We start from the raw sequence: 24,461 nt of genomic DNA on the forward strand, positions 1-24,461 counted from the left end.
GTGAACGCTGATCTATGCATCCCACGGACATTGCCGGTAATGACGTTGTCGAACACCGTGTTTTTTCCGCATGCGATGTTGCCGTTGTATATTTTTGAGCCGCGGTACCGGCAGATGCTCGAAGAGGCGCTGCAGGGGGACCGACTCTTTGTTGTTGCCCGTGAGGATGTGCTGCGTGGCCAGTCAACGGGTGAATTCGAACCCCCTTTTCCGGTGGCGACGGTGGGGGTCATCCGCGCCAGCCATCAGGAGGACGATGGTTGCTCGCACTTGATTTTGCAGGGACTTGCGCGCGTGAAGTTTTCCCGCATCGTGCGTGAGCAGCCTTATCGTCTGGGGGAGTTTGAAGCCCTCAGCTCTATTGGGGGGGGCGATGATACGCTCAGTGACATGCGTAGCCAACTGGCCGATGCAGTGCGTAGCCGACAATGCCTGGCCACCGAGGAGCCTGCGGAGATCTACGACTTTCTTGACGACCTGGCTGATCCTGAGACTTATCTCGACCTGGTTAGCTTCACGCTATGCGACGACAGCGACACCAAGCAGCAGCTTCTGGAGACTCTGGATACCCGCCGTCGTTATCGACGTTTGTTGGATTATTTGCAGCGAACGAATGACCAGCTCCGGTTGGAGAAACAACTGCGTGGCAACTTGAAAGAGGATCGGTTGGACCGCAATTAAGCGCTGGCGACCAACTCGTCGAGGAGTTGGTGGACGTGGTTTTCGATTTCCGCTAATGCGACTTCAGCCGATGCGAAGTCAATGTCGTGAACAGCCCAGTAGTCCACGCGTTCTTCCCAGCCGGGAAACTGATGCGCGAGCATCGGAAAATGCTCATCACGCTTGAGCGCGATAACACGCTCGGCTCCCTTTAAGTCCAACGAGGACAGAGGCATGCGGCGTGTGCCGGTGTGCCTCAGGTCGATGTTTCTGGAGCGAAACGCCTCCTCGGTAAACGGGGAGATCTGGCTGTTGTCGATGATCCAGTTAATGTTCAACCCTCGGGAATACGCCCACCATGGCAAGCCACGCTCGCTGGCATGGTGGTTAAACAAGCCTTCTGCGAAACGACTGCGATAGTAGTTGCCAGTGCAAATAAATAGGATGCGTCGTGTCTCGTGTTCGATGCCGCTCATGGAATTTTCGGTTGTGCAAAGTAAAAATAAAAAGTGATTTCAGAAATGGAACTCAGAAACGCCTTTTTGCAAACCGCATTGATGACTTAAGCGGGCACCAGTCAGTTGGCGACTGTGTTTCAATCCGCAAAACTTATTCGTCGGCTAAGCCTAAAGCGGAAAACACTCCCTAAAATGCATTGAACCGTCCCCCGGGCGGAGGACGGCTCTACACAGACGACAGATACCTTGAAATAGGTCCTGCCTGATACTTCGGTTGCTATGCTACGCTACTTTACACTCTCCACAGGGGAGCGTGCGAATACGATGGGGTGTATCGCATATATAGACGCGAAAGCAGGCTTCTCGTTCAAAAGAATCGCACACAAGCGGTTGATTCTAGCGCAAGCCCATCATGTTCAGGCATATCCAGATGATAGAATTTTTAGCGCACAGCGCGCCAAGCTCAGCCCATTTCGGGTTGGGCGACTCAGGGCAATTCCGGAGGGGGGCCAGGTAGCGGCTCTTCCTGCTGGGGTTCGCGCTCGCGCTTGCGCCAGCGGTTGTCATCGCCTTCGCGGCGATCTTTGCGCCACTTGCGAATGTTGTCCGCCATGGAGGGCAATGTGCCCTCAGCTTCAGCCACGCGGGCGTCTTCTAGCAGCGCTTGAAAGGCGGCCTGTTGCTGCTCAGGGCTCATCTGGGAAATGGACTCGCGGATGGCTTCCGCTTCTTCGCGGGGCAGGCTCATCACGTAGCGATGGAGGAGGCGGCGATCCTCGGGCTTGAGGTCGGACCACATGCGGTGCGTATCGCGAAATTTCTGAATCTTGTCCTCCTGTAAATTACGGAAGGCTTCGATCTTGGCGCGGATTGCTGCTTTTTCCTCATCGGACATCGTTTCGACGCGCTCGATGGTTTGACGAATTTTCGCCAGTTGCTCCGGAGGCATTTCAAGGAAGCGCTGAAGAGCGTATAATTGCTCGATGCTGATGCGTTCGTCGGCCGATGCCGCATTAGCGCTGGAGTCGTTGATTTCGTCCAGAAGCTTCTTTGCCTGTTGCCGGTCTTGCGCACTTTCCGGCCTCATCCCAGGAGGGGGCGGGGGGAGACTGTCGCCACCCTGCTCCATCTGATGCGGTGGCGAACCGAAAGGCGCGTGCAGCCCGGGGTAGCGTTGATTTTCCGCCTGCAGCATTCCAATGAGCAAGGCGCTGCTGGTCAGACCCAGGAGGAAACGGCTTATGGAATGGCGCGGCGTCATGGCTAGTTGAGGAAGGCCTGAAGGCTGTTCAAAGTTTCTAAATCGGCGAGCATGAGCGCGTCTTCCAGGGTTTCATCCAGTGAGAGCACGGTCTCGTACTCGGCGACTTCGGAATTTTCCGGGAGGATGTCGCCAACAGCGGGCTCCACCTCAGCATAGTATTCAATCGTGTCGGTCTCAGTGGCCGGGATCTCGAACACTGTTGTCGTCTCCACTGGATTGAGATCGAGCTCATTGACTGCTGGCGTATCGAACGCCGGTTGCTCCACTTTGGCCATTGTTCCGCCGTTGGCGCCGCCTTGTTGCTGCTTGGCGTGGTCAAACAGCATGATGAAGCTGAACATGCCGAGCACCATGAGCGCGGCAATAGACCCAAGCGCGACAACCCAGGAGGGGAAGCCAACGACTTTATTGTCCTGCGGTTCCTTGGCTGTTTCAGCGTCGAGCTCAGCGAGCACGCGGTCAGCGAGGTTGGCGCGGGGCTGAAGTGGTTGCGCGGCCAACAGCGCGTCGAGCTCGTCGTCCAGCGCCGATGGATCGGGGCGGGCCGCAAGTTCGTCCTCCAGGCGCGCGAGCGTGCGCTCCGCAAAGTCCGCTGGGGGCTTTACGGGCTGGCTCTTGAAGAGCGCATCCAGGGGATCCGGGCTGTTGGGTTCTGGTTTCATGGTTGGCTGTCTACTTAACGCAAACGCTGGCGGACTAAAAAAGTTTCAAAAATCTATGCAGATGTTTCTTGCGGGGCAACTTTACTCAGGTTGATAGAAATCGGCGAGTTCTTCCTTTAGTTTTTGGCGCGCCCGATGAATCCAGCTTTTCACGGCGGATTCCGAGGCGTCCATTGTGGCGGCGATTTCCTCATAGCTGAGCTGCTGTTGCTTGAGTAGGAGGATTGCGGTGCGCTGATTCTCGGGCAGGGTTTCGAGCGCCAGCGCAAAAGCTTCCTCCAGCTCAATGAGGCGGATTTTATCGGTGCCCGGCGTGCTGGCGTGAAGGTCGGCCGGGTCCACTGCGTCCAACGGCTTGCGGCTTTGGCGCCGGTATTCGTTGATGAGGATGCGGCGCGCAATGTGGAACAGATACGTGGAAAATTTGGCGGTGGGCTGGTAGCGGTCCGCCGCGCGGTAAATGCGGATAAACACCGTTTGCGCGAGGTCTTCCGAGGCTTCCACCGAACGCAGCGAGCGGTAGAAGAAGTTGATCAGCGGTCCCTGCCAGTGCTCGATTATTTCGCGTAGGGCTTGTTGGTCGCCCTGCGCCACGCGGAGCATGCGCTCAGCATCGACATCCGGCTCGGTGGAGTCGGCAGGCGTGGGGGGGGCGTCGGACATATTGATCATACTAGGGTGGCCCGATGCGCATTGCCAAGCTGGAAGCATCTGGGAGTGAGCAGCTATCACTACCCACTGTAACCCATGGTCCGCGCAAAAGTTGCGCCCTCATTTGCTTTTTCTGAAGAACCGCTATTGGGCAACTTCCATCTGGCTGGGAGACTGAATGATGCCGGCGAAGGCGATGTCTTTCTCGGCCTTATTGTAGACGAGGAAACCAAACGGGTGGTTGGCGTTGACGGTGACTGCGGCAGGCTTCTCTCCCCAGGGCGCTGCCAAGGCATTGGTGGTGGAGCTGGCCGACACGCCATTTTCATTCCAGCGGATTTCGACTTCCTCGACCAACTGGGCAATGTAGAGGGGGGCGGGGTCGTTGTTGTTGATCCGCGAGAAATTCGCCTGCCCCGCAGTGAAAGGCGCCGACAAGCGTGAGTTCACAAAGACCTCGCGCCAGTTCAGACTGTTTTTGAAGCTGACTTTGGGCAGGGCAAGTTTCACCTCGGTGGGCTTGAGCTTGCCCATTGTATCGCTCAGGTAGGCGCCATTAAGCTTCGCCAGAGCGGCGTCAAACTGCCTGGCGTCCTTGGGGAGGCAGATTAAAACGGCAAAATCCTTGGCTTCCAACTCCAGTTCGACGATTTGCAAGGCGTCATCGGCAAAGTATGGCCGCTTGGCGACGCCTTGCATCGTCTCGACCATAAATTTCTCGGTCGACGAACGGTAAAACCAGCCATTGAAGGTGGCGCCGGGCGAGAATTTATCTTTCCAGGGGGAGACCAGCGCGGTCGCGATGACGGCGAGCATGTCGGGCTGATCGGCAAGATTGGCGGCGGTGACCACTTCGTTGATGTGGCCATTGGTCTTCTGGCCATACCAGAAGTTTACTTGCTCGGCGGCGCCTTGGGCGTCCGTGCGCAGAGGTGCGGAACTGGTGTAAAACTGCCATTGCTGCTCAACTGCTTTGAGAAAATCAGTTGTTACGGCCACGCGGTCGTCGAACCATACGGATCCAATGCGCTGGTAGCCCGGGAGTTGTCGTTGGGCCTTGGCGGCTGCAGCGGCGACTTCCTCCTGGCTTTTGCCGCCAAAGAGCGCGCCCAACTGGGCTTCAGTCCGGCCTTCCGCGCCAAAATAAAGCAGCCCGAGCATGTCGAGGACCGCAGTGGGCGCCAGGGCGGGCGTTTCCTGTTTTTTAACGGCCTGCAGGAGCCCCAGCGAAGCATTGGGGTCTGCCGATACGGTGGTTGAGGCCAGCAAGAGGAGCCAGCCAAATTCCCGGACGAATGGAATCGCACGGGTGATTCTTAATGGATTTACGAGCAACGTTGGGAGGGGTGAAACTGGTTTTGCCGTGAGGGAGTGTTTTATTTATTACCAGGTTCAACGGACCAAACGGGTGGTTCCTTAAACTGGTCGGCAAGTTTTTGCGTGGTGCGCTCCAAGCGGGCGGCGAGCGTTTTGATGATTTTCACCGCGATTTGCGGGCGTTGGGCAATGAGTGACTCCACATCGGAGTCGCCGCAGTGGACCAGGCGGCAATCCGTCTTGGCGCGGACGGTCGCCGTGCGCGGTTTGCCGAGAATGTCGCCCATTTCGCCGAAAATTGTTCCGGGGAACATCAGAACATTCAGCAAGAGGCCGTCTTTGTAGATTTCGACCGCGCCGGATTTCAGGATGTAAAAACCCTGTCCCTGCTCACCTTGTTCGATGATTGTGTTGCCGGCTTCGACTTCGAATTCCCGATCCATGAAAGAAATATTGCTGCTCAAAACAGATAACGCAATCATGCAACTGCGCAAGTCATCTCTCGCTTGCTAAAAATTACATTTCGTTTAAAGTCTGCATCATATGAATACCGCTAGTCAGTCTATCCGAGTCGGCTTGTTTTTTGTCCTGGGCGTCGCCCTGATCTGGATTGCCTATGAAACCTTGTCCGGCGGCCGCCTGGAACGAGCGGCTGGTTACCGGCTTGAGGCCACTTTTGAAAACTTGCAACAGCTCAAGGCCAGTGACGAGGTTCGGATGGCCGGCGTGCGCATTGGCAACGTCGCTGAAACCCGTCTCGACGGCACCCGGGCGGTTGCGGTGCTCCTCGTCGACGACCATATCAAAATTCCTGCGGATTCCGAAGCGACGATTACCACCGCTGGTTTGCTGGGCACCAATTACGTGGCCATCGTGCCAGGCGTTTCCACGGAGATGCTGGCGGCGGGGCAACCCATTGGGACATTTAAGACCCCCGGCTTCAACGATGTTGTGGCGGAAGTGGGGCAGCTCGGCGAGCGGCTTGATCAGGTGTTCGCCAAGGTCGAAGGGTCTTTAGACGGCTTGAGCGGTCTGACGGGCGGCGGTTCGACCGACGACTCGGGTGACGGCGACCTGTTTTCCAATTTGAACGCCATTGTCATCGAGAACCGTGAAACGATCAAAAGCACGTTGGCGAACTTTGATCAGATCAGTGCGGACATCGCCAGTGGCAAGGGCACGATCGGCAAGCTGATCCAGGACCCGGCCGCCTACGACAAGATCATGACGACGGCTGACGACATCAAAATCGCCGCGAACAACGCTTCGGCCCTCATGACTGAGGCGCAGTCCATCGTCGATCAGGTGAAGGAAGGCAAGGGCGCGTTGGGCACGATTATTTACGACCAGCAAACAGGCGAGGATATCAAGGTGGCTGTGGCGAACGTGAAGGAGTTTTCAAGCAAGCTGAACTCACAGGAAAGCTCGCTGGGCCGCTTCCTGAACGACGACGATCTGTACGTGCAAGCGCAGGACACGCTCAGCAAGGTCAACGGCGCGGTGAGCCGTTTTGACGACAGCGGCCCCATTACCGCCGTGGGAATCTTAGCGAGTGCGCTTTTTTAAGTCGTTCGTATAGAGTTGTTTAAAAATTTTATTAAAAAGTTTTTAATTTTTCTCCGATTTTTTTGAACGAAATTCAACTAGGCGTCGTCTTACTTTATGTAAGCTAACACCAGTTAGTTCAGCGTTAGTTTCAGTCTAGTTTGTAGTTTGCATTTAGGTTAGAGAAGGGTCGCCCGTTGGGCGGCCTTTTTCTTTGTTCGTTTCGCGGACTTTACATGCGTCCTCAGGCGCATAGTTTATGGGCGTGGCTGGATTCCGCAGTTATTATCCCCAAGGCGCCCTGACTGCTGGCGCATTAGTTGAGCTGGACGCTGCCGAAGGCCGTCACTTGACCAAGGCGCTGCGTGCGCGGGTGGGGGCCGCCGTCACCTTGTTCGATGGGGCAGGCCACGCTTGGCAGGGAGCGTTGGCAAGCATTGGCCGTGAGGCGCAGGTGCGGATCGAGGCAGAATTACCCGTCGCCAAGCCAACAGTGGAGCTCACTCTGGCGATCGCTTTGCTCAAAGGGAAGGCGCTCGATGCTGTCATTAAGTGCGCGGTGGAGATTGGCGCCGTTGGCGTCGTGCCCTTGTTCACGCAGCATAGTGAGGTGCGTCTTGATGACAGTCGTGCAGAATCCAAGGCCGCTCATTGGCGAACCACTGCGATTGAAGCGGCGAAGCAATGCGGCAACCTCGCCGGATTTCAAGTCCGCTCACCTATCGCGCTTGCTGACTGGCTGAGCGAAGGCGATGGAGGCGCACTGCGCTTGGTCGCCAGCTTGGAGGACGGAGCAACGCCGCTTCTTGGCCGGGTCAAGCCAGGCGTTCAGAAGGTCTGCGTGCTCATTGGGCCGGAGGGTGATTTTTCGCGTGAAGAATACGCCTTGGTTCGCTCGCAGGGCTTTCTGCCAGTCACTTTGGGACCACATGTTTTGCGTGCCGAGACCGCTGCGTGTTATGCATTATCGGCCCTACAAGCCCACTGTCTGATCTATGAAAATTCACTCACTTAGTGGATGAAGGTTTACAACTAGGTCATTGACTGATAATCACCCCTTTATTAACCTCTAAATTCTGCAGAAAGCGCCATGAACTCTCCAGACTCACCTGAATTTTCGCTGGCATTGGCCAAAATGCTCATTTCGGCCGCATGGGTGGATGGTGAGATTCAGCCCGCCGAGCGTGACTTCCTCAAAGACTTTGTATTCAGTCTCCCCCACATGAACGAAACGTCCTGGGAGGGGCTGCAGACTTATTTTGAAGATCCGGTTGATGACGCGGAGCGGATATACTTACTGCAGGAATTGCGGCGTTTGCTCACGCGTGACACACAGCTGCATCTGGTCACTAAATCCGTGCGCCAGGTATTCCTGGCCGATGGGCGTGTGCTGCCCGAGGAAGTGAAAGCTGCGCGGCAAATTACGCGTATCTTGCAAGGCACCGAGGAAGATGCGGACGTCGAGATGAGCAATGTCATCAAGGCGCATCTGGCCCGGCTTAAGCAAAGCTACAGCGCTTCGCCTTTTTCACAGTTTGCCGAAGACAAGACGACTGGATTTCCGGCCTCGGTGAGCGTATTTTTTGCTGAGCAAGGATTGCAACTGGACGTGCCTCAAGGCGACCGTGACCGCATTTGCCTGATTGGTTGTTTGCTGGCGGTGGTGGCCAATGCCGATGGTTCGCTGGATCCATCTGAAAAGCAAGTGGCGAAGGAATACATGCTCCGCCGGTGGAAATTTAGCCCGGAAGTCGCCAACTACGTGCTCGCCATCATGGAGAGCGATCCGGCTCGTGAGCTTGATTTGGCGTTGGTCGTTCGCCGCTTTTACGAAGCCACTACCGATGTTGACCGTAAGCTCATGCTCAAGACGTTGCTGGCGATTTCCGCCGCTGATGGCCGCATTTTGAAGGAAGAGATCGACGAGTGCTACCGCATTGCGCGCCTGTTGAAGATCGACGCCAGCGACATTGAGGACGCGATGATCCACATCCCGCGTCGTCGCGAAGTCAGCCAGCCCCACGAATAAAAGTGGCTGGAAGTAACGCGGCTTGGCCGTCGCCGTTATTCGACTTTGAAAACGGTCTTGGCCAATCCGCGGTTGTTATTCTCGTCGAGCGCTTCGAACACGATGCTGTGGGCGCCGGCCTTGAGGCCTGGTAAAATCAGGCGGAAGACTTCTTCGTTGGAATCGAACAGGAGGTCCGTCGGGATCGCATCAATGGCCGGTTGGCCGTCCAGTCGGTAACTGGCCTTGCTAATGTTGCCCCACTCATCATTGGCGGCAAATACGAGGACGGTTGCGCCATCGGCGTCCTTTGTCTGGTTGTGCAAGGTGACGTCCGGGCTCGTGTTGTCGATGAGGAACGGCTGGCTGACCATGGAGCCGCTACGGACTTCGCTCGGCAAATTGCTGGGCGAATCGTTGGCGGTGATTTGGAAGCTGTAGTAGCCGTCCGCAAAACCACGAGTCGGCGTGGAGTAGGCGCTGTCGGCGAGGTCGTCGGCCAGCGTGACCCAGTCGCTCTCGCTGTCTTGTTTGAGCGCCACCGAATAGCGTAGCGTGTCGCCATTGGGGTCAAATGCCTTCCAGGCAACCGAGATGTGCCCGGTTGCTTCAGAGACCAGAACCTTTTGTCCGTCTGGTTTTTCTTTGTTCAGCGCGGCGGTGGTTTTGGCGGAGTAGGCCAGCTCTTTGGGATTGAGCGTGGTCGGCGAGGAGTTCTCCGCCGTGAAAATGCTTAAGCCAACGGGCAGAACATTGATGACGCCGACCAAAGGCGCCAAGTTGCGCGTGCCATAATAGGCCGTTAGCCCACGCAGTGTGGAGCTGCCTGTGAACTGGATGCGATACTGTAAATAACGGGCGGCGGGGGAGGCAACCGCTTGGTTATCCAAGGCGGTCCAAGGGCTCCAGGTGTCGTCTGGATCGGCGGCGTTGCCCGTGCGGGTTTCGATGGTCAGCCCGGAAGCTTGCGCTGGCGCGCCGAGTGGGCGAATGCGTCCCCACCGGGCGACTGCGCCAGCGTCGATCGGCTCTGCGGTGAAGCTGGGTTTTTCGGCAGGATCGGTGAGTTGATAAATGGCGGACGGGTTACTGGTGAATACGTAGGTGGCCTTATCGGGGCCGACGTTGGTCAGGATGCTGGATACTTCACCTCCGCGTGCGGCTTCGTTGAGCAGGCTCCACTGGTCGGCGCTGGTCACTGAATAAAGGCGGCCGTCGATGTCGGACCCAGCCAGGAAATGGCCTTCGTCCGTGAGCGTTGTGTATTGCATGTTGGCGCCGCCGGGGGACCAGACGGGCGAGACAAAGCCTTCTGCGTCGAGCTTGAGCAGGAAGCTGGGCGCACTGGCCGCAGCTGGTTTTTCGCTGTTGTTGTCGTCGCCGTTATCAGAATCGCCATCGGCAGACTTCATTTGAAACTTTGCCAGTAGCGTGGCGAGGTCTTTGGGTGGTTTGTCGCTGCCGCCGCCCTTGTGCCAAGTGGTGAAGTAGATGTCTTCGCCGTTGACCATCAGGTTGGCGATTTCATCGGTGCCTGCGCTGTAGAGGACCTCGCCCTCTTCTTCTCCCGTGATGCGGTAAAGATAAGCCTTGGGGCCCGATCCAGCAATGAGCGCGCCCTGTTCATCCCACGCCAAGCGGGTGAAGTGGGTGCGGTCGCTTTTAAAATATGGCTCAAGCTCGTCGTTAAGTTGGTGGTCCGGCGTGACTTGGTAGATGCGGGCTTCTGCGCCAGTGGCGACATAGAGGTTGCCGTCAGCGCCGAAAGTCATGTCCCAAATGTAGAGTTCGGACGGGTCAAAAAAGACTTCGGGCCGTCCGCCTGGCGCGATGCGGAAGACTGCGCCCTGGGGGGAGGTGGCGACATAGAGATTGCCATCGGCGTCGAGCGCCAGAGCGCGTGTCATGATCGTGTCCGGCTTGTAGATGACCTCAGCTGTTGGCTCTTCGGCGGCGGGATCGACTGAGTATACGACGCCGTCTGTGCCCGTGCCCAGGTAGAGCTTGCCGTTGGGCCCCGCGATCGCGGTCCAGATATTGGCGTCGTCAAGCGTGAGGATTTCCTTCAGCTCTGGCCCGGCGCTGAGCGTTCCCAGGTTGTCGAGCGATACGTTTTCCAGCTCGCCGGTAAAGAAGTCCGTGTAGGAATTTTGGGTCAACTGCTCGGTGCGAACGGCGTGGAGATTGAGCGCCGCAAGGGTCGAAAGCGTAGTCAGGGTGAGTCGCGGATGATTCATGAAAAGGCAGTCTAATTTGCTACTGGGATGCTGAAGCGGTGGGAGCCGGAAAAGGAACCGGCGGTTTCAATGGATGTTTCCCAGACGGTAATTTCGTAAGTTGAGGCAATGGGCTCCACTGTTTGCGATGAGCTGAGCAGCGAACGCGCGGAGGGGGGGAGGTCTTCGAGGTTTTGCCCCTTGGCGCGGTAGCCGCGACCGGGGCGCAGGAGCTTCACATAGAGTCGCTGGTTGTCACGGCGGGTGCGGTAGTAGTCGAGGATTTCGCCGAAGGTCGATACAGTGGGCGAGTAGCCGTCGTCAATGCGGTCCGCCGCCGCAGCGTCTCCCACGAAGAGCGATAATTTTTCTCCGGCGGCGCTGCTGGGAATGGGCGCGTTGATCAGCTCGCGTGCGATCTCGTCGCGGTAGCTTTTGAGGCGGATTGCCAACTCGACGTTCTCACCGGGCTTGGCCTGGCCGCTGAGTATTTGCAGGCGATCCATGATGGTCGACTCGCGTGGCGCGGAGAGCTTCACGTCGAAGCTCAGCTTGGTGAGGTCGGTTGGCTCAAACGGGTTTTCCGCCAGCATGCCAAGCATGTCCCAAACTTCGAACAGCGCAGAAAGGATGTTGCCCGGGCTGGTGCGTTGCCAGACGAGCGGATCGTAGCCCTCGTAGTCGGCGGTTACGGTGAGCTGGTAGGTCAGGTCTTGCTCGGATTCAAGGGTGGAGGTGACGGCGCTGTAGAGGCCGAGGACTGCGATGTAGGGGGACATGGCGTCGTCCTGAAACAAATTGCCCCCGTAGTCGTGCGTTTCGCCGCCGGGATCGGTGATCCTGACGGAATAGTCCGTCATCTGAGCTTTGCGCCCGACTTCGCCAGCAACGGCGGTCAGGCGATCCTGATAGATGGCGCCGACAATCGGGCCTGCGTTGGAGAGCTTAAACGAGCGTGGCACCGAGCGCACAACGGTGATGATCTCCGCTGGGGCAACGGGTATATCCGTGGGACCACCCTGCAGAAAAGGGTGGCCAAAGGCCAGGAAGTCGTCTCCCTCGCGCCAAGTGCAGGTGCCGGTGGCGACGACGGAGAAATCGCCATCGAGGAGCACGCCCGCCACAGGAGAGCCCGGCTCAATGTCGCTGGCGGTTAAACCTGGAGCAGAGCCGGAAGGCGCACTCATCAAGTCCAAGTTCATCGTTTGCGCATAGGCGCGAAATGGCTCCAGCGCCTGGCTGGAAATGCCGGCGGCGAGCAATGGCGTAGGGGTCGGTTTGAGGTCGGTAAAATTGCTGCTGCTCGGCTGAGTCAGCCCAGTGAAAGCCGTCGATTCCTTGAGTCGCATGGATGGGCGGGGGAGGTCTTCGATACGCATGGCGCCGCTGGGTTTAGCGCGTCCGGCGCCTGGCGCCATATGGTCCTGAGGCCGCTCTTTAGCGAACACCTCAAGCATCTGCTCGATAGGGGTGATGCCGATCAGTGCTTGTTCTTTGGGCCAGAGGTAGCCATAGGCGTAGGCCCCGACCAGCTTACCGTCAATGTAGCAGGGGCTGCCGCTCATGCCCCCGACCGGGCCGCTGAGGATTTGAGAATCGTCGACTGCCTCCGCAATGATAACCGGGGCATCCGGGCCGGCGAAGTTATTGGAGACGCCCAGGACTTTGAACGAAAATTCTTCAATGTCATTGCCCGTGATGACGGTGCGCCAAGTTCCCATCATGCCGGGTTTGATTTCGGCTAATGGCATTATATCGGCCGCAGGGGGGGGAGGCTTGCCCCAAGCCAGGGACGCCCAACTGCTCAGGAGTAACAAAGTATAGATGCCGGCTCGTTTCATTCGTGGTTGTAAGTAAACGACTTGCTGTGACAGCGCAATCGAAAGTCGGTTCCGGCTGATACTTTATGGCGAGCATTCGTTGGCCGTAAACTTGGTCCTACCGCCGCTCAAATTTCGCACGATTGTCCTGCAGAAATTGAGCCAATGTGCGTGTTGCGTGGACGAGTGCGCCGACTCGTTTCTCCAAGGCAAAGGCCGAGGGCGCCTCAAGGGTGTAGCCATGATAAGAGCCATGCAGGTGATCCAGGTAATAGACCTCCGGCCAGTCTTCGCGGTCGGCCAAGGGAGGAGGTCGGTCGATCACGCCATTAGCTGCCGGGAAGCCGTCGATTTCGGTGGCATGCTCGATGGGCAGACATTCGCTCATCGCGTCAAGCAGCACCCTGGTCGCGCTGGGCTCGTTGAGAGGTTTGACTGCGTATAGGTAGGCGCCAGTGGACTCCCAATCTTCATGTAAGTGCAGGTAGATGTGGCAGCGTGGCAATTGATCGAGCGCGGCCAGATGCCCACGGGTTTCGTCGGTCGTCGGCGACTGGTAGTCTCGGTTCAGGTCGATGCCTTGTGCATTTTCCCGAGTGCCCATTTCCATGCCCAGCGGATTTAACAACGGGAAAAGATAGACCTCGCACCCGGCGAACCAGTTGGGATGGTCGAGGAGTTTTAGAGCCGCATAGCTACTAGCAGGTTCATCACCGTGAATGCCGGCTGATATGTAAAGGCGGAGCGGGTTTTCCGTAGTCGCCGGAAGTTGGAACCAAGGCCGGGCGTAGCCTTGAACTGCTGGCATGGTTTGGCAAAGCCAGCCGTTCTTGTTCGCCAGTGTAATGGCATTTTGGTTAAGCTCATGACTGTCGAAGGCGGAGCTCATTTTCGACAGGGTAATCGTCAACTCCGCTTTGTCATCCCGAACTATTCATTTTTGGCCAGCGCCGGTTGGGTGGTCGTCGATTCAGCGGTGTTGGGGCGCGCTGGGAACTTTGGCCGGACTTTCTTCGGGCGAGGTGATTTGGGGCGTTTCCAGTAGCGTCATGCCTTGGGCATTGAGTTCTTTGAACTTGGACTCCCATTGGGTTGCGGTTTCCTGGATCGCCTTATCCTGTGTTTCGGCGGCGATGGCGTAGGACAGGTCAGAGCAGTAGCCAAGCGCCTTGAGTTGAGCGATCACGAGCGATAACCGCAAACTGACGTCTTCGCTAAAGAGTAAATCTCCCGTGGTGCGTTTGGTCGCGCGCTCGCGTGCTTCGAGCTCGGCTGGAGGAAGCCCCAGTGCTTTAAGGCTGGTGATCTTTCCCGCCTTTTTCCAGGCCTCAAGCTGTTTGGTGACCTCTTGGTTGAATTGGGCGATCTGTTCGATCCATGCGGTTATGTCCGCGCCGGGGTCTTTGATCCAAAGCAGCTTATCCACGTTTTGCTGTTGGCTTGTGACACTGTAAAGCAGGCCAAAGCCGTCATCGGTGGCGTTGGCGTTGGGCTTGGGGCTGCAACCGGCGAGCGTCAGAAAAGCGAATACTATAAGTAAGTTTTTCACGATAGATATTGTGAGTAATATAATGCACAATGGCCTGATTGCCAAAGTAAAAACAGTTGTATGCGGTTCTGGACATTATTCTTTAAATGCGTTTAGATAATTTACCTAATGGCTAGCGGCGATTCTATTGAATTTGATCGATTGGCGCGTCTGATATCAGAAAACTTCGGCGCTTTTTTTGCCATTGTAGATTTCAACGGACAACTGTTGCGTTTCGACAAGAGCAAGGCGACGTTGCTGGGCTTAAACTTGGAGCGACTGGAAGGCGTATCCGTTAGTGAACAACTACTAACCAGCATACCCGCCAATGCCTGGCCCATCGAGTTGTCAGACAAGGATTATTTTTTTCCGCGTGCTGAATACTACCCGAAGGCAAACCGTAGCGTGCTCTGGGAGGCGGATGTGGACAGTGAGCAAGGGACGATCTTACTCTTCGGTAACACGGTCGACTCAGCGGACAGCAGCCGTAGTGAATTTGACCAATTGGCGGAGCGGGTCCGCCGCCACGACCGTCTGCTGGGCAACCTTCCCGGCATGGTTTACCGCTGCCGGGTGGATCGTGATTGGACAATGGAATATGTCAGTGAGGGGGTGGTGGCGTTAACGGGCTACACCCGCGAACAGTTGCAGTCCGGGGAAATTTCATGGGGGGGCGATGTCATTGTCGAAAAGCATCGCCAAGCCGTGTGGGAGGCCGTCATCTCGGCGATTCAGAAGCGTGAGCCCTTTACTCTTTATTATCAGTATGAGACGCGGGAGGGGAAAATACAAACGGCATGGGAGCGCGGTATGGGCATCTTCGACGCGCGAGGCGATGTGATTGCCCTCGAAGGGTTCGTCGCCAACGCGACGCCGTTGATCGAAACCCAGGCGGAACTGAGAGACACCAATACCAAGCTGACAAACTTACTGAATGCGGCGACGCAAACTGCGGTCATCATGACCAATACAGATGGTGTGATTACGACGTTTAACCGAGGCGCCGAGAATCTCCTCGGTTATGCCGCAGAGGAAGTTGTTGGTCTGGCGACTCCCATCTTATTTCACGATGCGTCGGAAATTGAATCTCACGGTCAGCAGCTTTCGCGGGAGTTGGGTGAAACGATTGCCGGGATGGAGGCGTTGATCGCGCTCGCGAAGCGAGGGCGGCATGACCGCAGTGAATGGAATTATGTTCGCAAGGATGGGTCACAATTTCCGGTAGAGCTTATTGTGACCGCCGTGCGGGATGGCGATGGCGAACTGATTGGGTTCTTGGGAGTCGCGGAAGATGTGTCGGAACAGCAGCAGACCCAGCTTGCCTTGCGTGAAGCCAAGGAGCGCGCCGAGGCATCGAACCGTGCAAAGGATGAATTCCTGGCGGTCATCAGTCATGAAATGCGCACTCCCCTGAATCCGATCCTCGGCTTTTCCAATATGTTGCTTCAAGAGTGCAAGGACGCGGATACCCGGGAGTCACTGGAAATTATTGAGCGCTCCGCTTACAAGCTTCTTCATCAGATTGAGGATATATTAGATTTTATTGGCATCGATAAACAGAAGACGAAAGTGGACCTGCGGCCGGCGCCTTTGTGGGCCTTTGCGCAAACCGTTTCGCGAGACTTGGAATCGCTGAGCAATGGCAATGAATTTCAGGTGGTGAATGGTTGTGGGGAACTGGCGGGCGCAGTGGATGGATCAACGAGTGTGTTGATCGACCACGAACTCACGAGTCAGATCATTGCGAACCTGGTCACGAACGCCTTTAAATTTACTTTGCGTGGCAAAGTAACCTTGCGCGTCGGTTGGCGCAGTGGCGCTGGCGGGGTTGTCCGCTTTGAAATTATCGATAACGGCATCGGTATAGCCCGGGATAAGCACGACGCGATTTTTCTACCATTTACTCAAGTCGAGTCCAACTATACCCGCCGCTATGAAGGGGTCGGCTTAGGGCTGGCCATCTGCGCAAAGCTCATCGATGTGCTCAATGGAAAAATCGGTTTTGAAAGCGAGGTCGATGAGGGCTCAACATTTTGGTTTGAGCTTCCCGCTGAGGCCGTGTCCAGTGAGGAGGCAGTCGACGAGTTGAGCGACCTCTCAGTGCGTGCTTTCGCCAACACACGGATACTGGTGGTGGAGGACAATCCGGACAATCGCAAGCTGATCGTTGGCCTTTTGCAAAGGATCGGCGCCGATGTCATGACCGCGCCAGATGGGCCCACCGCAGTTGAGCGCTGTCGCATGCATGATTATCATGTTGTGCTGATGGATATTAGCATGCCGGAAATGGATGGCTTTGAAACGACGCAGCGCATTCTGGGCGTATGTCGCAATGAGCCTAAAATCATCGCGGTCACCGCGCATGCGTCCGAAGGCATGCGGGCCAAATGCCTGGAGTGCGGCATGGTGGACTTTTTGCCGAAGCCCGTCTCTCTCGATGCTCTCCGTAATCTCTTGGAAGTGCACCAGGGCGTCTACAGATGATGCTTACTTTTTGAAGCTGAAGGGTAGCTCGGCAACCTCAGGTCCGCGGCTAAGGCGGTTGGCTGGTATTTCCACTTCGATGATAACGCGCGGCTGGCCTTCTTTGGCGCCGCGGTAAATCTCAGCCCCAAGCCATGGGCTGCGGGCCTTGGTGAAAGCAAAGCCTTTGCTCTCCAAATCGCCGCCGAGCTTAGATGGGTCGCCGCCCAAGGGCAGCCGAACCATGAGATGGCCATCTTGACCTTTGTCGTCCGCAAATTGGCACAAGACATCGGGATGATGCTTTTGCACAATAACCAGTAATTTTGCGGCTTTCTCCAGCCGGTGACGTAGATTGCGAGGTTTCATTCTGTTTGGTAGTCGCAGGCAGTTGCTAACGATGGAAGTCTCGTTGGATTCGGTCCAACTGTCCAGCCTGTACCTTTAGTTTGCTGGACCGAGCTGATCGGCTAGGAAATACTGCAGTTCGCGGGCAGATATATGAGGGCGCTGTATCACCCCGACCTGGTCGATGAGCACATTCGTTGGTAGCGCAGTAACTCCCCATTCGGCGATTGTCTCGCGTTCTTCGTCCATGCGCATTGGCCAAGTTACGCCGATCGCCTCTTCTACGCCATTGACGCGGCGACGGCTGGAGTCCATGGCCACGCCGATCAACTCAAATCCTCGATCATGATACTTATGGTAGAGGTAGGCTAAGCCTTTTAACTCTTCCAGAGATTGTTGAACGCTGGTTGACCAAAAATGCACGACAACAATTTTCCCGGTCATGTCGCGATTAGTTACGAAGTCAGGCTTACCTTGCGGACGCGCTTTTACTTCAGGCGCCAGAGAACCAGCCCGAAGCTTTGTTAGCCCGGGGTGTCCGGCCTGTGTTGCTGATTGAGGCGCTGTCTGCCTGGGGGTGGGGGGAGTGGTTTCGACCGTGGGGCCGGGGGTGGGCGCTGGCGTTGCGGTGGCGGTTGCGCGGACTGACTCACGTTTATCGCCACTGGGGAATTTTTCGTTTAGGTAAGCTTGGTCTGCGGGCGAAAAGGTTTCGAGTGAGTGAAGCGATTTACCACCGCCATCCTTGGCCAGGACGATCATGCCGTTTTTAAAGGAAACGACCGTTCCTTCGATTTTTTCGCCATCTTTCATCGTAAAGGTGCGCGCTTGCGCCAAGACAGTCACTAGCAGGATGAAGTATGGCAAAGAGAGCCGTAGAAGGCGAACTGGCAAATTCATGGTCCATGAGAATAGGCCGGATTGTGCAAATGACAATCTCGTATTCCTCAACCTCTCCATTGGTCCGTTTCTGTTCTGTCGACTCTCGCAATTCACGCGGGCATAACTTTAGCGATTCCTTCCAGTGGAGGTTGTTTGTGAACAAGAGGCCGTTTGCCATTGATAGTGTGCTGCATCGGGTTTCCCCCAATGAGTATCGCTACTGCTATCGACTGAGTGGCAGGCATCGACAGTGTCGAGGTCTTACGCTGCGTCGCTTTAAGGTGGTTCAGCAAGTTCGATTGCTCGGTTGCCTGAGGTCAGGAAATCGGGGTTGATTCTTTCAAAAAAGCGCACTTGACACCGGTTGGGCATCGGTCTTTGCTTTCGCGCTTCTGTCTTTGCTCAGGTGGTGGAATTGGCAGACACGCTGTCTTCAGGCGGCAGTGCCGAGAGGCGTGCGGGTTCGACTCCCGCCCTGAGCACCATTTGACTGTCCGTGACAGTGTGGGTCGAAGTGAGATAAGTGTCACATTTTCAACGACTTAGACGTTTGGATGCCTGGCGTTTAAATTGTCATTCCGTGACAGGAAAGGACTGCAAAAGTCTGCATTTAGTGGGGGTATAAGTGGGGGAATTTCGCCGTTTAGGTTCACATTATTCCAAATTTCCCGCCTTATTTGAATAGGTATATCCGAAGTAAGCGCATTTCTAGTGTGGTGTCAGCAATCAGCGCGAGAAGCAATGCTCTCTGCGTAGAGTCGTTTTAAACGGGCAGCATCACTCATAAACCATTGTCGAAGCCACGCATCGTAATGATATATTGGATGACTAGTATGTCGATAATTGGATGGGTTAAGAGATTGTGGCACCTAGGGCTGCTCGGTGAACAATATCCTCATTTGAGAAATCGATTGGTAATCCAGATAGGCGAATAATACTCGACAACTCCCAATCATCCCCAGAATCCTTTCGGTCCACCGCAGCATTCAGCAGTGACTCGTCATCAGGATTCCAGTTTGGGTCGAGGTTCATGAACGAATTCGGGTCGCCCTTGAGCAGACCAGCGAAGGTGCTGCAAAGAATAATCGAACCAAGTGGGCCCATACGGTCACCGTCAATAGCTTCTGCTTCTTTCAGGATGTAGAACCAAAGTGACTCTGGTTCAGGCACCTCTACGTCATTGCTATTGGTCCAAGTGCCCAAAGGGGTGATGGGCAGGCCAAGTTTTTTGGCTACTTCTGGTCCGGATGGTAATCCAAGTGACCATCCGCGCTTCAGATTTAGATAGGGCAAAATGTTCATCGGTGACGGCATGGGTCGCTCGTGTAGAAAGGCTAAAGCGTTGCATAGCTTTGTATCGATTCGTCGGGCAAGCTGAGGAAATGGCCCAGAAGAGCTCGTCATTGGCAGGAACCAATCCCATTGTATATAGTTCTGCTCGGTCAGCGGCCGGAAACCTCTCAGGTCAACTGTTGCGGGATCCCCGGTGTTATTGAAAATTGGAATGAAGTTGCCGAAGCCTTGGTGCGGCTGGTTGGTTTGGTAGCTGTTGCGGACCATTGAATGGCCAAATCGATATGCTGCACCGGAGAATTCAACGGGCATGAAAGGCTGGTTGCGCCATGAGAAAATGTCTTCCAAGCCAAGTTCCCACTTGTGTCTACCGTCGGGTGTTGTCGCCAACTTTAGCGCCGCACTATGAATATTGGGATCTACGATGCGCTTGAGGAAATCGTTCCAAACGATCCACTGGTATAACCATGTAAGGGCACGCCTTGCCTCATCGAATCGAGAATCCTCGCGGATGCCGAGTTTCTTTGCTCGGTCGACCAGCGTATTATGTGCAAGGAGAAACGCCAACTGCACCTGGCACACGATGCTATTCTCATCGTTGCGCGGATCGCCGATAATTGCTCGACCAATGGGATTGCCCTGTGCATCTCGACGGTTTGTGCGGGGAAGATCCAGAAGCGGCGAGTTTTCGATTTGGCCTATGTTGAATTTCCCTTTATCGGCATGATCATACAGGTATGGCTGGTCATCGGGCCCACGACCATACACATTATCTAGGTCTAGTCGTGGTGTGCGAAAATTTTTGAGCTTTTCAGGATCATTTTGACGAACTAGAGACGATGCAGGGTCAAAGGTAATATCGTGGTCTACGAATTGCCCAAAGTATGTGTATCCTGCTGGCGTTTTCTCGGCACCAAATGCCGCATCTAAACGTGCAATTTCATCATTATTGCCAGCAATATCCTGGGGAGTCACACCAGGGGCTTCGATCATTTGAGTGTTAGCAAAATCGAGAAAATGGGCATCGAGTTCGTGTTCACGCATGGGCAAGCCTTGGGCATTATTTGGAACCCACCCCGGTAAGCTTGGGAACAAGCGGCCAAATGGCCCTTGATAGAAAGGAGATGATGGAACGAATGAAGGGCTGTTTTTTCCGTGCTTCATAGTAGTGGCTGAGTAAGTAGAGACTTTGTTATTATTGGATGATTGAATTCTAGCCGAACCAAATGCGGACGATATTCCCGAGTTCGTTGGTTTCGATGTTTACGCGATGCGGTATGAAGTCCTCAGTAAGTGCATCGCCCGTTTTATAGGCACGGAGAACAAATCCGATGAGTTCTTTTACCAACACCGGGGCACTGGGATCGACGTTATGGCCTGTTGAAACCGGTCGCGTATCATTAACGACTAGTTCAGTAGGAATGTCGGCACCCCGCCACTCTTGAAAGCCATTTGGACCAACGAAACTCGACAAGATCATCTGCCAGTCCGTGGTAAGAATTGTAAATGCATTGACTTGCGAGGTTGGAAGGTCACACGCGCTGGGCACTGCTAATGGACCGGGTACGTTCGCTTGGGCGAGAATTTCCGTAGCACCCAGCTTTTTCAGGGCATCGACATCGGTGTCGAGGCTCCGAGCTGGATTATTATGGCACTGAATGGTGCCATCCTGTTTGAATACAACTGTTACATTACGCATGATTATTCCTGATATTATGGTTTTAGGAAGTTGAGGATCATCGCGGACAGCTGGCCACCCGCAACATAGTCAAAATGCGCGAACATGGGCGATGAGTTGACTTCGAGAAAACTCAGCTTTCCAGTCGCTTGGTCGGTTTTGAAATCGGCTGCGCCGAAGTTCATTTGCAGACTATCCATTAGGCTGAAGAGGGCCTGCGTCTCTTCTTTAAAATCTTCATGTGCGACGGTGACTTCTGCATCTTGTGCGACGCGATAGTCGAGTGAATCGGATTTCATATTAAATGCCATTGACTGGTCACCAATTCGGTATATCCGAACCTCAGGCTGAATAAGCACTTGTTGCACGATAGCAGGTTTTGCAAAAGTTTGTTTCTTAGAGTGTGTTTCGCCTATGGCTGAATCTAGAGTACGGCAATAGTCACCGCCTTCGACTGGCTTGGCGATGTAAGCTCCAGTTGGCTGAAGTCCGCCAATAAAATCTGAGTTATTCGACACCCAGGTGCGGGGGACTTGCAAACCATGCTGTTTTGCCAGTGTTAGGATTGCAGGCTTGTTTCCCACTAGGTTGCTTGCTTTGCTGTTCAGGCACTTGACTGTGGGCATGGCGAGGCAGTAGCCCATAATCGCGCTGTACCAGGCGGTTGCTCGTGCGTTACTCTCGGATCGCCCATCACGCATTTGATTGAAAATATCGAAACGCGTGAAAATGCTGTATGGGCGAAGCGTTTGCCCATTCAGCTCTAAGGTTTGCTCTTGGATATCCCATTTAAATGAAGGAGACTTCGTTTCGCCAAAAAGGAGTGGAATGACGGGCACCCCTTGCTTCGAGCAATGTTCAATCAGGCGCAGGAGGTTTGTATCGCACTCACCTCCTGCGATGATAATGGCTTCTGTGTCCATGGCTAGAATGCGCCGAACGGACCGCCAGGAAAGGTTCCAGGATTTCCGCCTGTGCGATGAATCCATTCAGGGGGGACTTCACCCGCTGCGGTTTTCCATGGAGGAAGGTTGGGAAGGCGTGGCGGGAACGGGTCATCGATTCGCGGGTCCGTAATCGGACCTTCTTCACCAACCATGAAAGTCGTTGGAAGCTCTTCGAACCGTGGTAGTGTGGACCTCGGGTCTTCGCCCATCGGCAAAGTTGGTCCTTCCTCAGGGCGAATAAAAAATGTCTTGGGATCCTCTTCGCCAATTGCGAGGGTTTTAAATGCCTGTGAAGTCAACTCAGCGATCTGCGGTCGCGGTTGAGTCACTTGGGAAAGGTGAACAGTCTGTTCATTCGTGCGAGCCTTTGCAACTACCGCAGTAATTCGGTTAGAGTCATCTTTATCATATACAAGCGATGCGCTGACGGGAGTTAGTACCGGAAGGGAAATGCTCGCTGGAGGGTCGCCCTCAAAGTTTAGTTCTAAAACTTCATCATTGGGGTCGCGATCATCGGCATCGCTTAAGCGAATGTTGCTCCAGCCGGTGGAGGAGGCCATGCCGAACGCAGTGATGTGGAGCTGCACAGGATTCGTTTTTAGAATTTGTACATCGAGGTGTAGTATTTGGTATATTTTCATAGTGGTATGGGTGCTTATGGAGAGAGGAAATTAGCGGATATGGTCCGATAGGCGAAGGACTAGGGCAGAGAGCGTCTTGACTGGGTTTGCTGCGGAACTGAATGGCATCACGGACATGTCGCTCACATAAATGTTATCAACGCCCTTTAGTTTGAGATTTTCGTCCACCACGCTGCTCGTTTGGATGGTGCCGCCAAGACTAAGCACTGCTGGCATTCGAAGCGTTCCAACTGCATGATGTACGGTTCCGAAGCCAAAATCCTTATTGTCTTTGCCAAAAGGAAATCCTGGTAGTCGGGTAACTGGCTGGCCGTTCTTGTTGAACTGGCTTAGGATTCTGTTGGACACTTCGTTTAGAATGGCAAAGACCTCATGGTCGCTTTTCTGCCACTTCGCCAGTGCTGGAAAGCGAGATTGGGTCAGGTGTGAAGTCCAATGCAAATTGCGAAAATAAATTTCGGGTATATAGCCAAAGGAGGGCGGTTGTTTGATCTCGTTGCCGTTGTCCAGGCAGTTGGCAAAACTGAATTTGAAATCCATCCGCGATGGACCACTCATGCTTATAGGAGTTTGAGGCGAGGTCGGATCATTCTCGCGTAGGTGCCAGTATTCGTGGTTAATGTTTATCTCTACATTAAACGGATACTTGATCTGTCCCTGGGCGTCTCTCAACCCCTTCGAGTAAAGAACGATTTTTGCATGCGTATTGCGCGGAATCTTTAAGTTGTTGATATGCGTTACTTCCGTTTCGACCCAATCTGTCGTGGGATGATCCGTAAGGCCGCGTCCAATAAGATTCTTGGAATCCTGGGGAAGGCCTTGTCCGACCGTTGAACGAGCCAGTAACTTCGGGCTGCCGATCGAACCCGCTGCCAAGATTACTTTTCTACCATACAGGTCCTTGTAGTGATCGTTTATGACGTCTTTGACCACCAGTCGATAATCACCGTTGTGGTTTGGAATGATGTCCTCAACGTAGTGATTTAGTAGTAAAAAAAGGCCTCCTTGATTCTGGTCACGGTTTCCTGGTAGACCAAGCTGGTTAATGAGGAGCTCCGCCGTGTTGAAAACGCCGGTGGGCTCGATATATGTTTCCTCGACGGCCACGCCCGTTGGGTTCAGGTAGGGCTGGTGCAGTGCCCGTGGCGTTTGTTCGATGATGAAATCGTTTACTAGATTTGTGCTTCGGAGCTTGTTTACGATCGCCTGTGCCGTCTTTCCCATACTGACTGACTGATTCAACTTGCTGCCGGCTTGCTTCAGGTAGGTTGACGTTAGGTCGTTGCGCACGGCTTGCGGGAAAAAAGCCAGCTCCCATGGTTGGATGGTCGGGATCAATCCTGACCAGAAAATCGAACGGCCACCCAGATTGAGCTGAAGCTCTTCGTGGATGTAATTCTCGCGCCCGTGTGGATCGCCAGAGCCAAACTGCCAGAAGGTGCGGCTGCCAAATCGTTTAGCTACGTCGGCGTTGGAAAACCGCCCAACGTTGTAACTGTGTGTCGGCAACAAATATGAACCGGCTTCAATAACCAGAATGCGCTTCGAGTTGCCATAATGATCAGCAAGTTCATCGGCTAACAAGCCGCCTCCCATTCCAGATCCGATGATGATGAAATCAAAATCCGGGCGACTCCCACTGTAGTTTGAGAAGAAGCGATTTTGAAACTCGGTGCTTTCGGTTACGAGTCCGGCGTAGGTGCTTTTAGTGAAACTCATATGCTCATACCCATATTCGCTTGCTGCTAAATCCTAATGAATGGCCTTAGCGCAACTTATGCAAACATTATTTGAGTATGAATATAACTATATGGTTACGGAATTCTATTTTGATGCATATTTATCAAGTATAGTTATGTTTCAATGTGCAAATGGTTTCATGCCCATTTCTGATATTAACTTAAATTTGCTCCATAACACAATCGTCGTTTTTTTATGTCTATTTGCCTTATTGAAACTTTTAGTCACGATTTCTCGCCTTGGGCATTTCTGTAAGGTGCTACTTTACAACGACAAGTAAAAGCGAATGGAATGAACGAACATCTTGTATTGGTTCGCCCCTCCCCCCTGAGCACCATTT

General features: G+C 54.5%; 22 protein-coding genes and 1 tRNA gene. 6 read left to right on the forward strand and 17 right to left on the reverse strand.

Features of this window, described 5'->3' with window-relative positions; all coding sequences use genetic code 11:
* Complete coding sequence (locus RBB63_RS14585) at positions 1-681, forward strand: LON peptidase substrate-binding domain-containing protein (protein ID WP_309385552.1); 681 nt, start codon at positions 1-3, stop codon at positions 679-681.
* Here RBB63_RS14585 and RBB63_RS14590 read toward each other — a convergent pair.
* From RBB63_RS14590 to RBB63_RS14615, 6 genes are all read right to left on the reverse strand, one after another.
* Positions 678-1,136, reverse strand: coding sequence for an arsenate-mycothiol transferase ArsC (locus RBB63_RS14590; RefSeq protein ID WP_309385553.1), 459 nt, complete (start codon positions 1,134-1,136; stop codon positions 678-680). The genes RBB63_RS14585 and RBB63_RS14590 overlap by 4 nt on opposite strands.
* Positions 1,137-1,605: 469 nt before the next feature.
* Entirely contained in the window at positions 1,606-2,379 is a 774-nt protein-coding gene (locus tag RBB63_RS14595; RefSeq protein ID WP_309385554.1) for a DUF3106 domain-containing protein, read from the reverse strand.
* 2 nt (positions 2,380-2,381) lie between these two features.
* On the reverse strand, positions 2,382-3,044 hold the full coding sequence (locus tag RBB63_RS14600) for a hypothetical protein (RefSeq protein WP_309385555.1): 663 nt from the start codon (positions 3,042-3,044) through the stop codon (positions 2,382-2,384).
* A gap of 81 nt (positions 3,045-3,125) precedes the next feature.
* Positions 3,126-3,707 carry an RNA polymerase sigma factor gene (locus RBB63_RS14605; protein WP_309385556.1) on the reverse strand — a complete coding sequence of 194 codons (582 nt, stop codon included), beginning with the start codon at positions 3,705-3,707 and terminating at the stop codon, positions 3,126-3,128.
* Between the two features lie 132 nt (positions 3,708-3,839).
* Positions 3,840-5,030 carry a serpin family protein gene (locus tag RBB63_RS14610; protein ID WP_309385558.1) on the reverse strand — a complete coding sequence of 397 codons (1,191 nt, stop codon included), beginning with the start codon at positions 5,028-5,030 and terminating at the stop codon, positions 3,840-3,842.
* Between the two features lie 41 nt (positions 5,031-5,071).
* Complete coding sequence (locus RBB63_RS14615; RefSeq protein ID WP_309385559.1) at positions 5,072-5,455, reverse strand: Crp/Fnr family transcriptional regulator; 384 nt, start codon at positions 5,453-5,455, stop codon at positions 5,072-5,074.
* A 100-nt stretch (positions 5,456-5,555) separates the two neighbouring features.
* Between RBB63_RS14615 and RBB63_RS14620 the strand changes: the two genes are divergently transcribed.
* The 3 genes from RBB63_RS14620 (at position 5,556) to RBB63_RS14630 (ending at position 8,586) form a co-directional block, all read left to right on the forward strand.
* Entirely contained in the window at positions 5,556-6,578 is a 1,023-nt protein-coding gene (locus RBB63_RS14620) for an MlaD family protein (RefSeq protein WP_309385560.1), read from the forward strand.
* 244 nt (positions 6,579-6,822) lie between these two features.
* Positions 6,823-7,572, forward strand: coding sequence for a 16S rRNA (uracil(1498)-N(3))-methyltransferase (locus RBB63_RS14625; protein WP_309385561.1), 750 nt, complete (start codon positions 6,823-6,825; stop codon positions 7,570-7,572).
* A gap of 75 nt (positions 7,573-7,647) precedes the next feature.
* Positions 7,648-8,586: a tellurite resistance TerB family protein gene (locus tag RBB63_RS14630; protein ID WP_309385562.1), complete on the forward strand. Its 939-nt coding sequence runs from the start codon at positions 7,648-7,650 to the stop codon at positions 8,584-8,586.
* Positions 8,587-8,621: 35 nt separating this feature from the next.
* On the opposite strand, the gene RBB63_RS14635 is transcribed toward RBB63_RS14630, so the two are convergent.
* From RBB63_RS14635 to RBB63_RS14650, 4 genes are all read right to left on the reverse strand, one after another.
* Positions 8,622-10,802, reverse strand: coding sequence for an NHL repeat-containing protein (locus RBB63_RS14635; protein WP_309385564.1), 2,181 nt, complete (start codon positions 10,800-10,802; stop codon positions 8,622-8,624).
* An 11-nt stretch (positions 10,803-10,813) separates the two neighbouring features.
* On the reverse strand, positions 10,814-12,622 hold the full coding sequence (locus RBB63_RS14640) for a hypothetical protein (RefSeq protein ID WP_309385566.1): 1,809 nt from the start codon (positions 12,620-12,622) through the stop codon (positions 10,814-10,816).
* A 97-nt stretch (positions 12,623-12,719) separates the two neighbouring features.
* Positions 12,720-13,490, reverse strand: coding sequence for a M14 family metallopeptidase (locus RBB63_RS14645; RefSeq protein WP_309385569.1), 771 nt, complete (start codon positions 13,488-13,490; stop codon positions 12,720-12,722).
* 81 nt (positions 13,491-13,571) lie between these two features.
* On the reverse strand, positions 13,572-14,150 hold the full coding sequence (locus RBB63_RS14650) for a hypothetical protein (protein WP_309385571.1): 579 nt from the start codon (positions 14,148-14,150) through the stop codon (positions 13,572-13,574).
* Between the two features lie 108 nt (positions 14,151-14,258).
* On the opposite strand from RBB63_RS14650, the gene RBB63_RS14655 reads away from it, so the two are divergent.
* Positions 14,259-16,613 carry a hybrid sensor histidine kinase/response regulator gene (locus RBB63_RS14655; RefSeq protein WP_309385573.1) on the forward strand — a complete coding sequence of 785 codons (2,355 nt, stop codon included), beginning with the start codon at positions 14,259-14,261 and terminating at the stop codon, positions 16,611-16,613.
* Between the two features lie 3 nt (positions 16,614-16,616).
* On the opposite strand, the gene RBB63_RS14660 is transcribed toward RBB63_RS14655, so the two are convergent.
* Positions 16,617-16,961: a hypothetical protein gene (locus tag RBB63_RS14660; protein ID WP_309385576.1), complete on the reverse strand. Its 345-nt coding sequence runs from the start codon at positions 16,959-16,961 to the stop codon at positions 16,617-16,619.
* A gap of 75 nt (positions 16,962-17,036) precedes the next feature.
* Positions 17,037-17,840 carry a TlpA disulfide reductase family protein gene (locus tag RBB63_RS14665; RefSeq protein WP_309385578.1) on the reverse strand — a complete coding sequence of 268 codons (804 nt, stop codon included), beginning with the start codon at positions 17,838-17,840 and terminating at the stop codon, positions 17,037-17,039.
* Positions 17,841-18,222: 382 nt separating this feature from the next.
* Here RBB63_RS14665 and RBB63_RS14670 point away from each other — a divergent pair.
* Positions 18,223-18,307, forward strand: a tRNA-Leu gene (locus tag RBB63_RS14670).
* Positions 18,308-18,674: 367 nt separating this feature from the next.
* On the opposite strand, the gene RBB63_RS14675 is transcribed toward RBB63_RS14670, so the two are convergent.
* The 5 genes from RBB63_RS14675 to RBB63_RS14695 are packed head-to-tail and all read right to left on the reverse strand — an operon-like array spanning position 18,675 to position 23,965.
* Entirely contained in the window at positions 18,675-20,279 is a 1,605-nt protein-coding gene (locus RBB63_RS14675; protein WP_309385581.1) for a peroxidase family protein, read from the reverse strand.
* Between the two features lie 49 nt (positions 20,280-20,328).
* Positions 20,329-20,814, reverse strand: coding sequence for an I78 family peptidase inhibitor (locus tag RBB63_RS14680; RefSeq protein WP_309385584.1), 486 nt, complete (start codon positions 20,812-20,814; stop codon positions 20,329-20,331).
* 14 nt (positions 20,815-20,828) lie between these two features.
* Positions 20,829-21,716: an ATP-grasp domain-containing protein gene (locus tag RBB63_RS14685; protein ID WP_309385588.1), complete on the reverse strand. Its 888-nt coding sequence runs from the start codon at positions 21,714-21,716 to the stop codon at positions 20,829-20,831.
* Positions 21,717-21,718: 2 nt separating this feature from the next.
* Positions 21,719-22,381 carry a hypothetical protein gene (locus RBB63_RS14690; protein ID WP_309385594.1) on the reverse strand — a complete coding sequence of 221 codons (663 nt, stop codon included), beginning with the start codon at positions 22,379-22,381 and terminating at the stop codon, positions 21,719-21,721.
* A 30-nt stretch (positions 22,382-22,411) separates the two neighbouring features.
* Complete coding sequence (locus tag RBB63_RS14695) at positions 22,412-23,965, reverse strand: GMC oxidoreductase (RefSeq protein ID WP_309385601.1); 1,554 nt, start codon at positions 23,963-23,965, stop codon at positions 22,412-22,414.
* Positions 23,966-24,461: the final 496 nt, after the last annotated feature.

It is taken from the genome of Cerasicoccus frondis (assembly GCA_031296915.1).
Classification (GTDB): domain Bacteria; phylum Verrucomicrobiota; class Verrucomicrobiia; order Opitutales; family Cerasicoccaceae; genus Cerasicoccus; species Cerasicoccus frondis.

What these genes read in the sequence shown, in the direction of transcription:
- RBB63_RS14640 (WP_309385566.1), bottom strand. Translation starts at nt 12,622, where the DNA reads ATGAAACGAGCCGGCATCTATACTTTGTTACTCCTGAGCAGTTGGGCG.
- RBB63_RS14605 (WP_309385556.1), bottom strand. Translation starts at nt 3,707, where the DNA reads ATGTCCGACGCCCCCCCCACGCCTGCCGACTCCACCGAGCCGGATGTC.
- RBB63_RS14620 (WP_309385560.1), top strand. Translation starts at nt 5,556, where the DNA reads ATGAATACCGCTAGTCAGTCTATCCGAGTCGGCTTGTTTTTTGTCCTG.
- RBB63_RS14690 (WP_309385594.1), bottom strand. Translation starts at nt 22,381, where the DNA reads ATGAAAATATACCAAATACTACACCTCGATGTACAAATTCTAAAAACG.
- RBB63_RS14615 (WP_309385559.1), bottom strand. Translation starts at nt 5,455, where the DNA reads ATGGATCGGGAATTCGAAGTCGAAGCCGGCAACACAATCATCGAACAA.
- RBB63_RS14600 (WP_309385555.1), bottom strand. Translation starts at nt 3,044, where the DNA reads ATGAAACCAGAACCCAACAGCCCGGATCCCCTGGATGCGCTCTTCAAG.
- RBB63_RS14680 (WP_309385584.1), bottom strand. Translation starts at nt 20,814, where the DNA reads ATGCGTAATGTAACAGTTGTATTCAAACAGGATGGCACCATTCAGTGC.
- RBB63_RS14655 (WP_309385573.1), top strand. Translation starts at nt 14,259, where the DNA reads ATGGCTAGCGGCGATTCTATTGAATTTGATCGATTGGCGCGTCTGATA.
- RBB63_RS14665 (WP_309385578.1), bottom strand. Translation starts at nt 17,840, where the DNA reads ATGAATTTGCCAGTTCGCCTTCTACGGCTCTCTTTGCCATACTTCATC.
- RBB63_RS14675 (WP_309385581.1), bottom strand. Translation starts at nt 20,279, where the DNA reads ATGAAGCACGGAAAAAACAGCCCTTCATTCGTTCCATCATCTCCTTTC.
- RBB63_RS14685 (WP_309385588.1), bottom strand. Translation starts at nt 21,716, where the DNA reads ATGGACACAGAAGCCATTATCATCGCAGGAGGTGAGTGCGATACAAAC.
- RBB63_RS14595 (WP_309385554.1), bottom strand. Translation starts at nt 2,379, where the DNA reads ATGACGCCGCGCCATTCCATAAGCCGTTTCCTCCTGGGTCTGACCAGC.
- RBB63_RS14660 (WP_309385576.1), bottom strand. Translation starts at nt 16,961, where the DNA reads ATGAAACCTCGCAATCTACGTCACCGGCTGGAGAAAGCCGCAAAATTA.
- RBB63_RS14630 (WP_309385562.1), top strand. Translation starts at nt 7,648, where the DNA reads ATGAACTCTCCAGACTCACCTGAATTTTCGCTGGCATTGGCCAAAATG.
- RBB63_RS14645 (WP_309385569.1), bottom strand. Translation starts at nt 13,490, where the DNA reads ATGAGCTCCGCCTTCGACAGTCATGAGCTTAACCAAAATGCCATTACA.
- RBB63_RS14635 (WP_309385564.1), bottom strand. Translation starts at nt 10,802, where the DNA reads ATGAATCATCCGCGACTCACCCTGACTACGCTTTCGACCCTTGCGGCG.
- RBB63_RS14590 (WP_309385553.1), bottom strand. Translation starts at nt 1,136, where the DNA reads ATGAGCGGCATCGAACACGAGACACGACGCATCCTATTTATTTGCACT.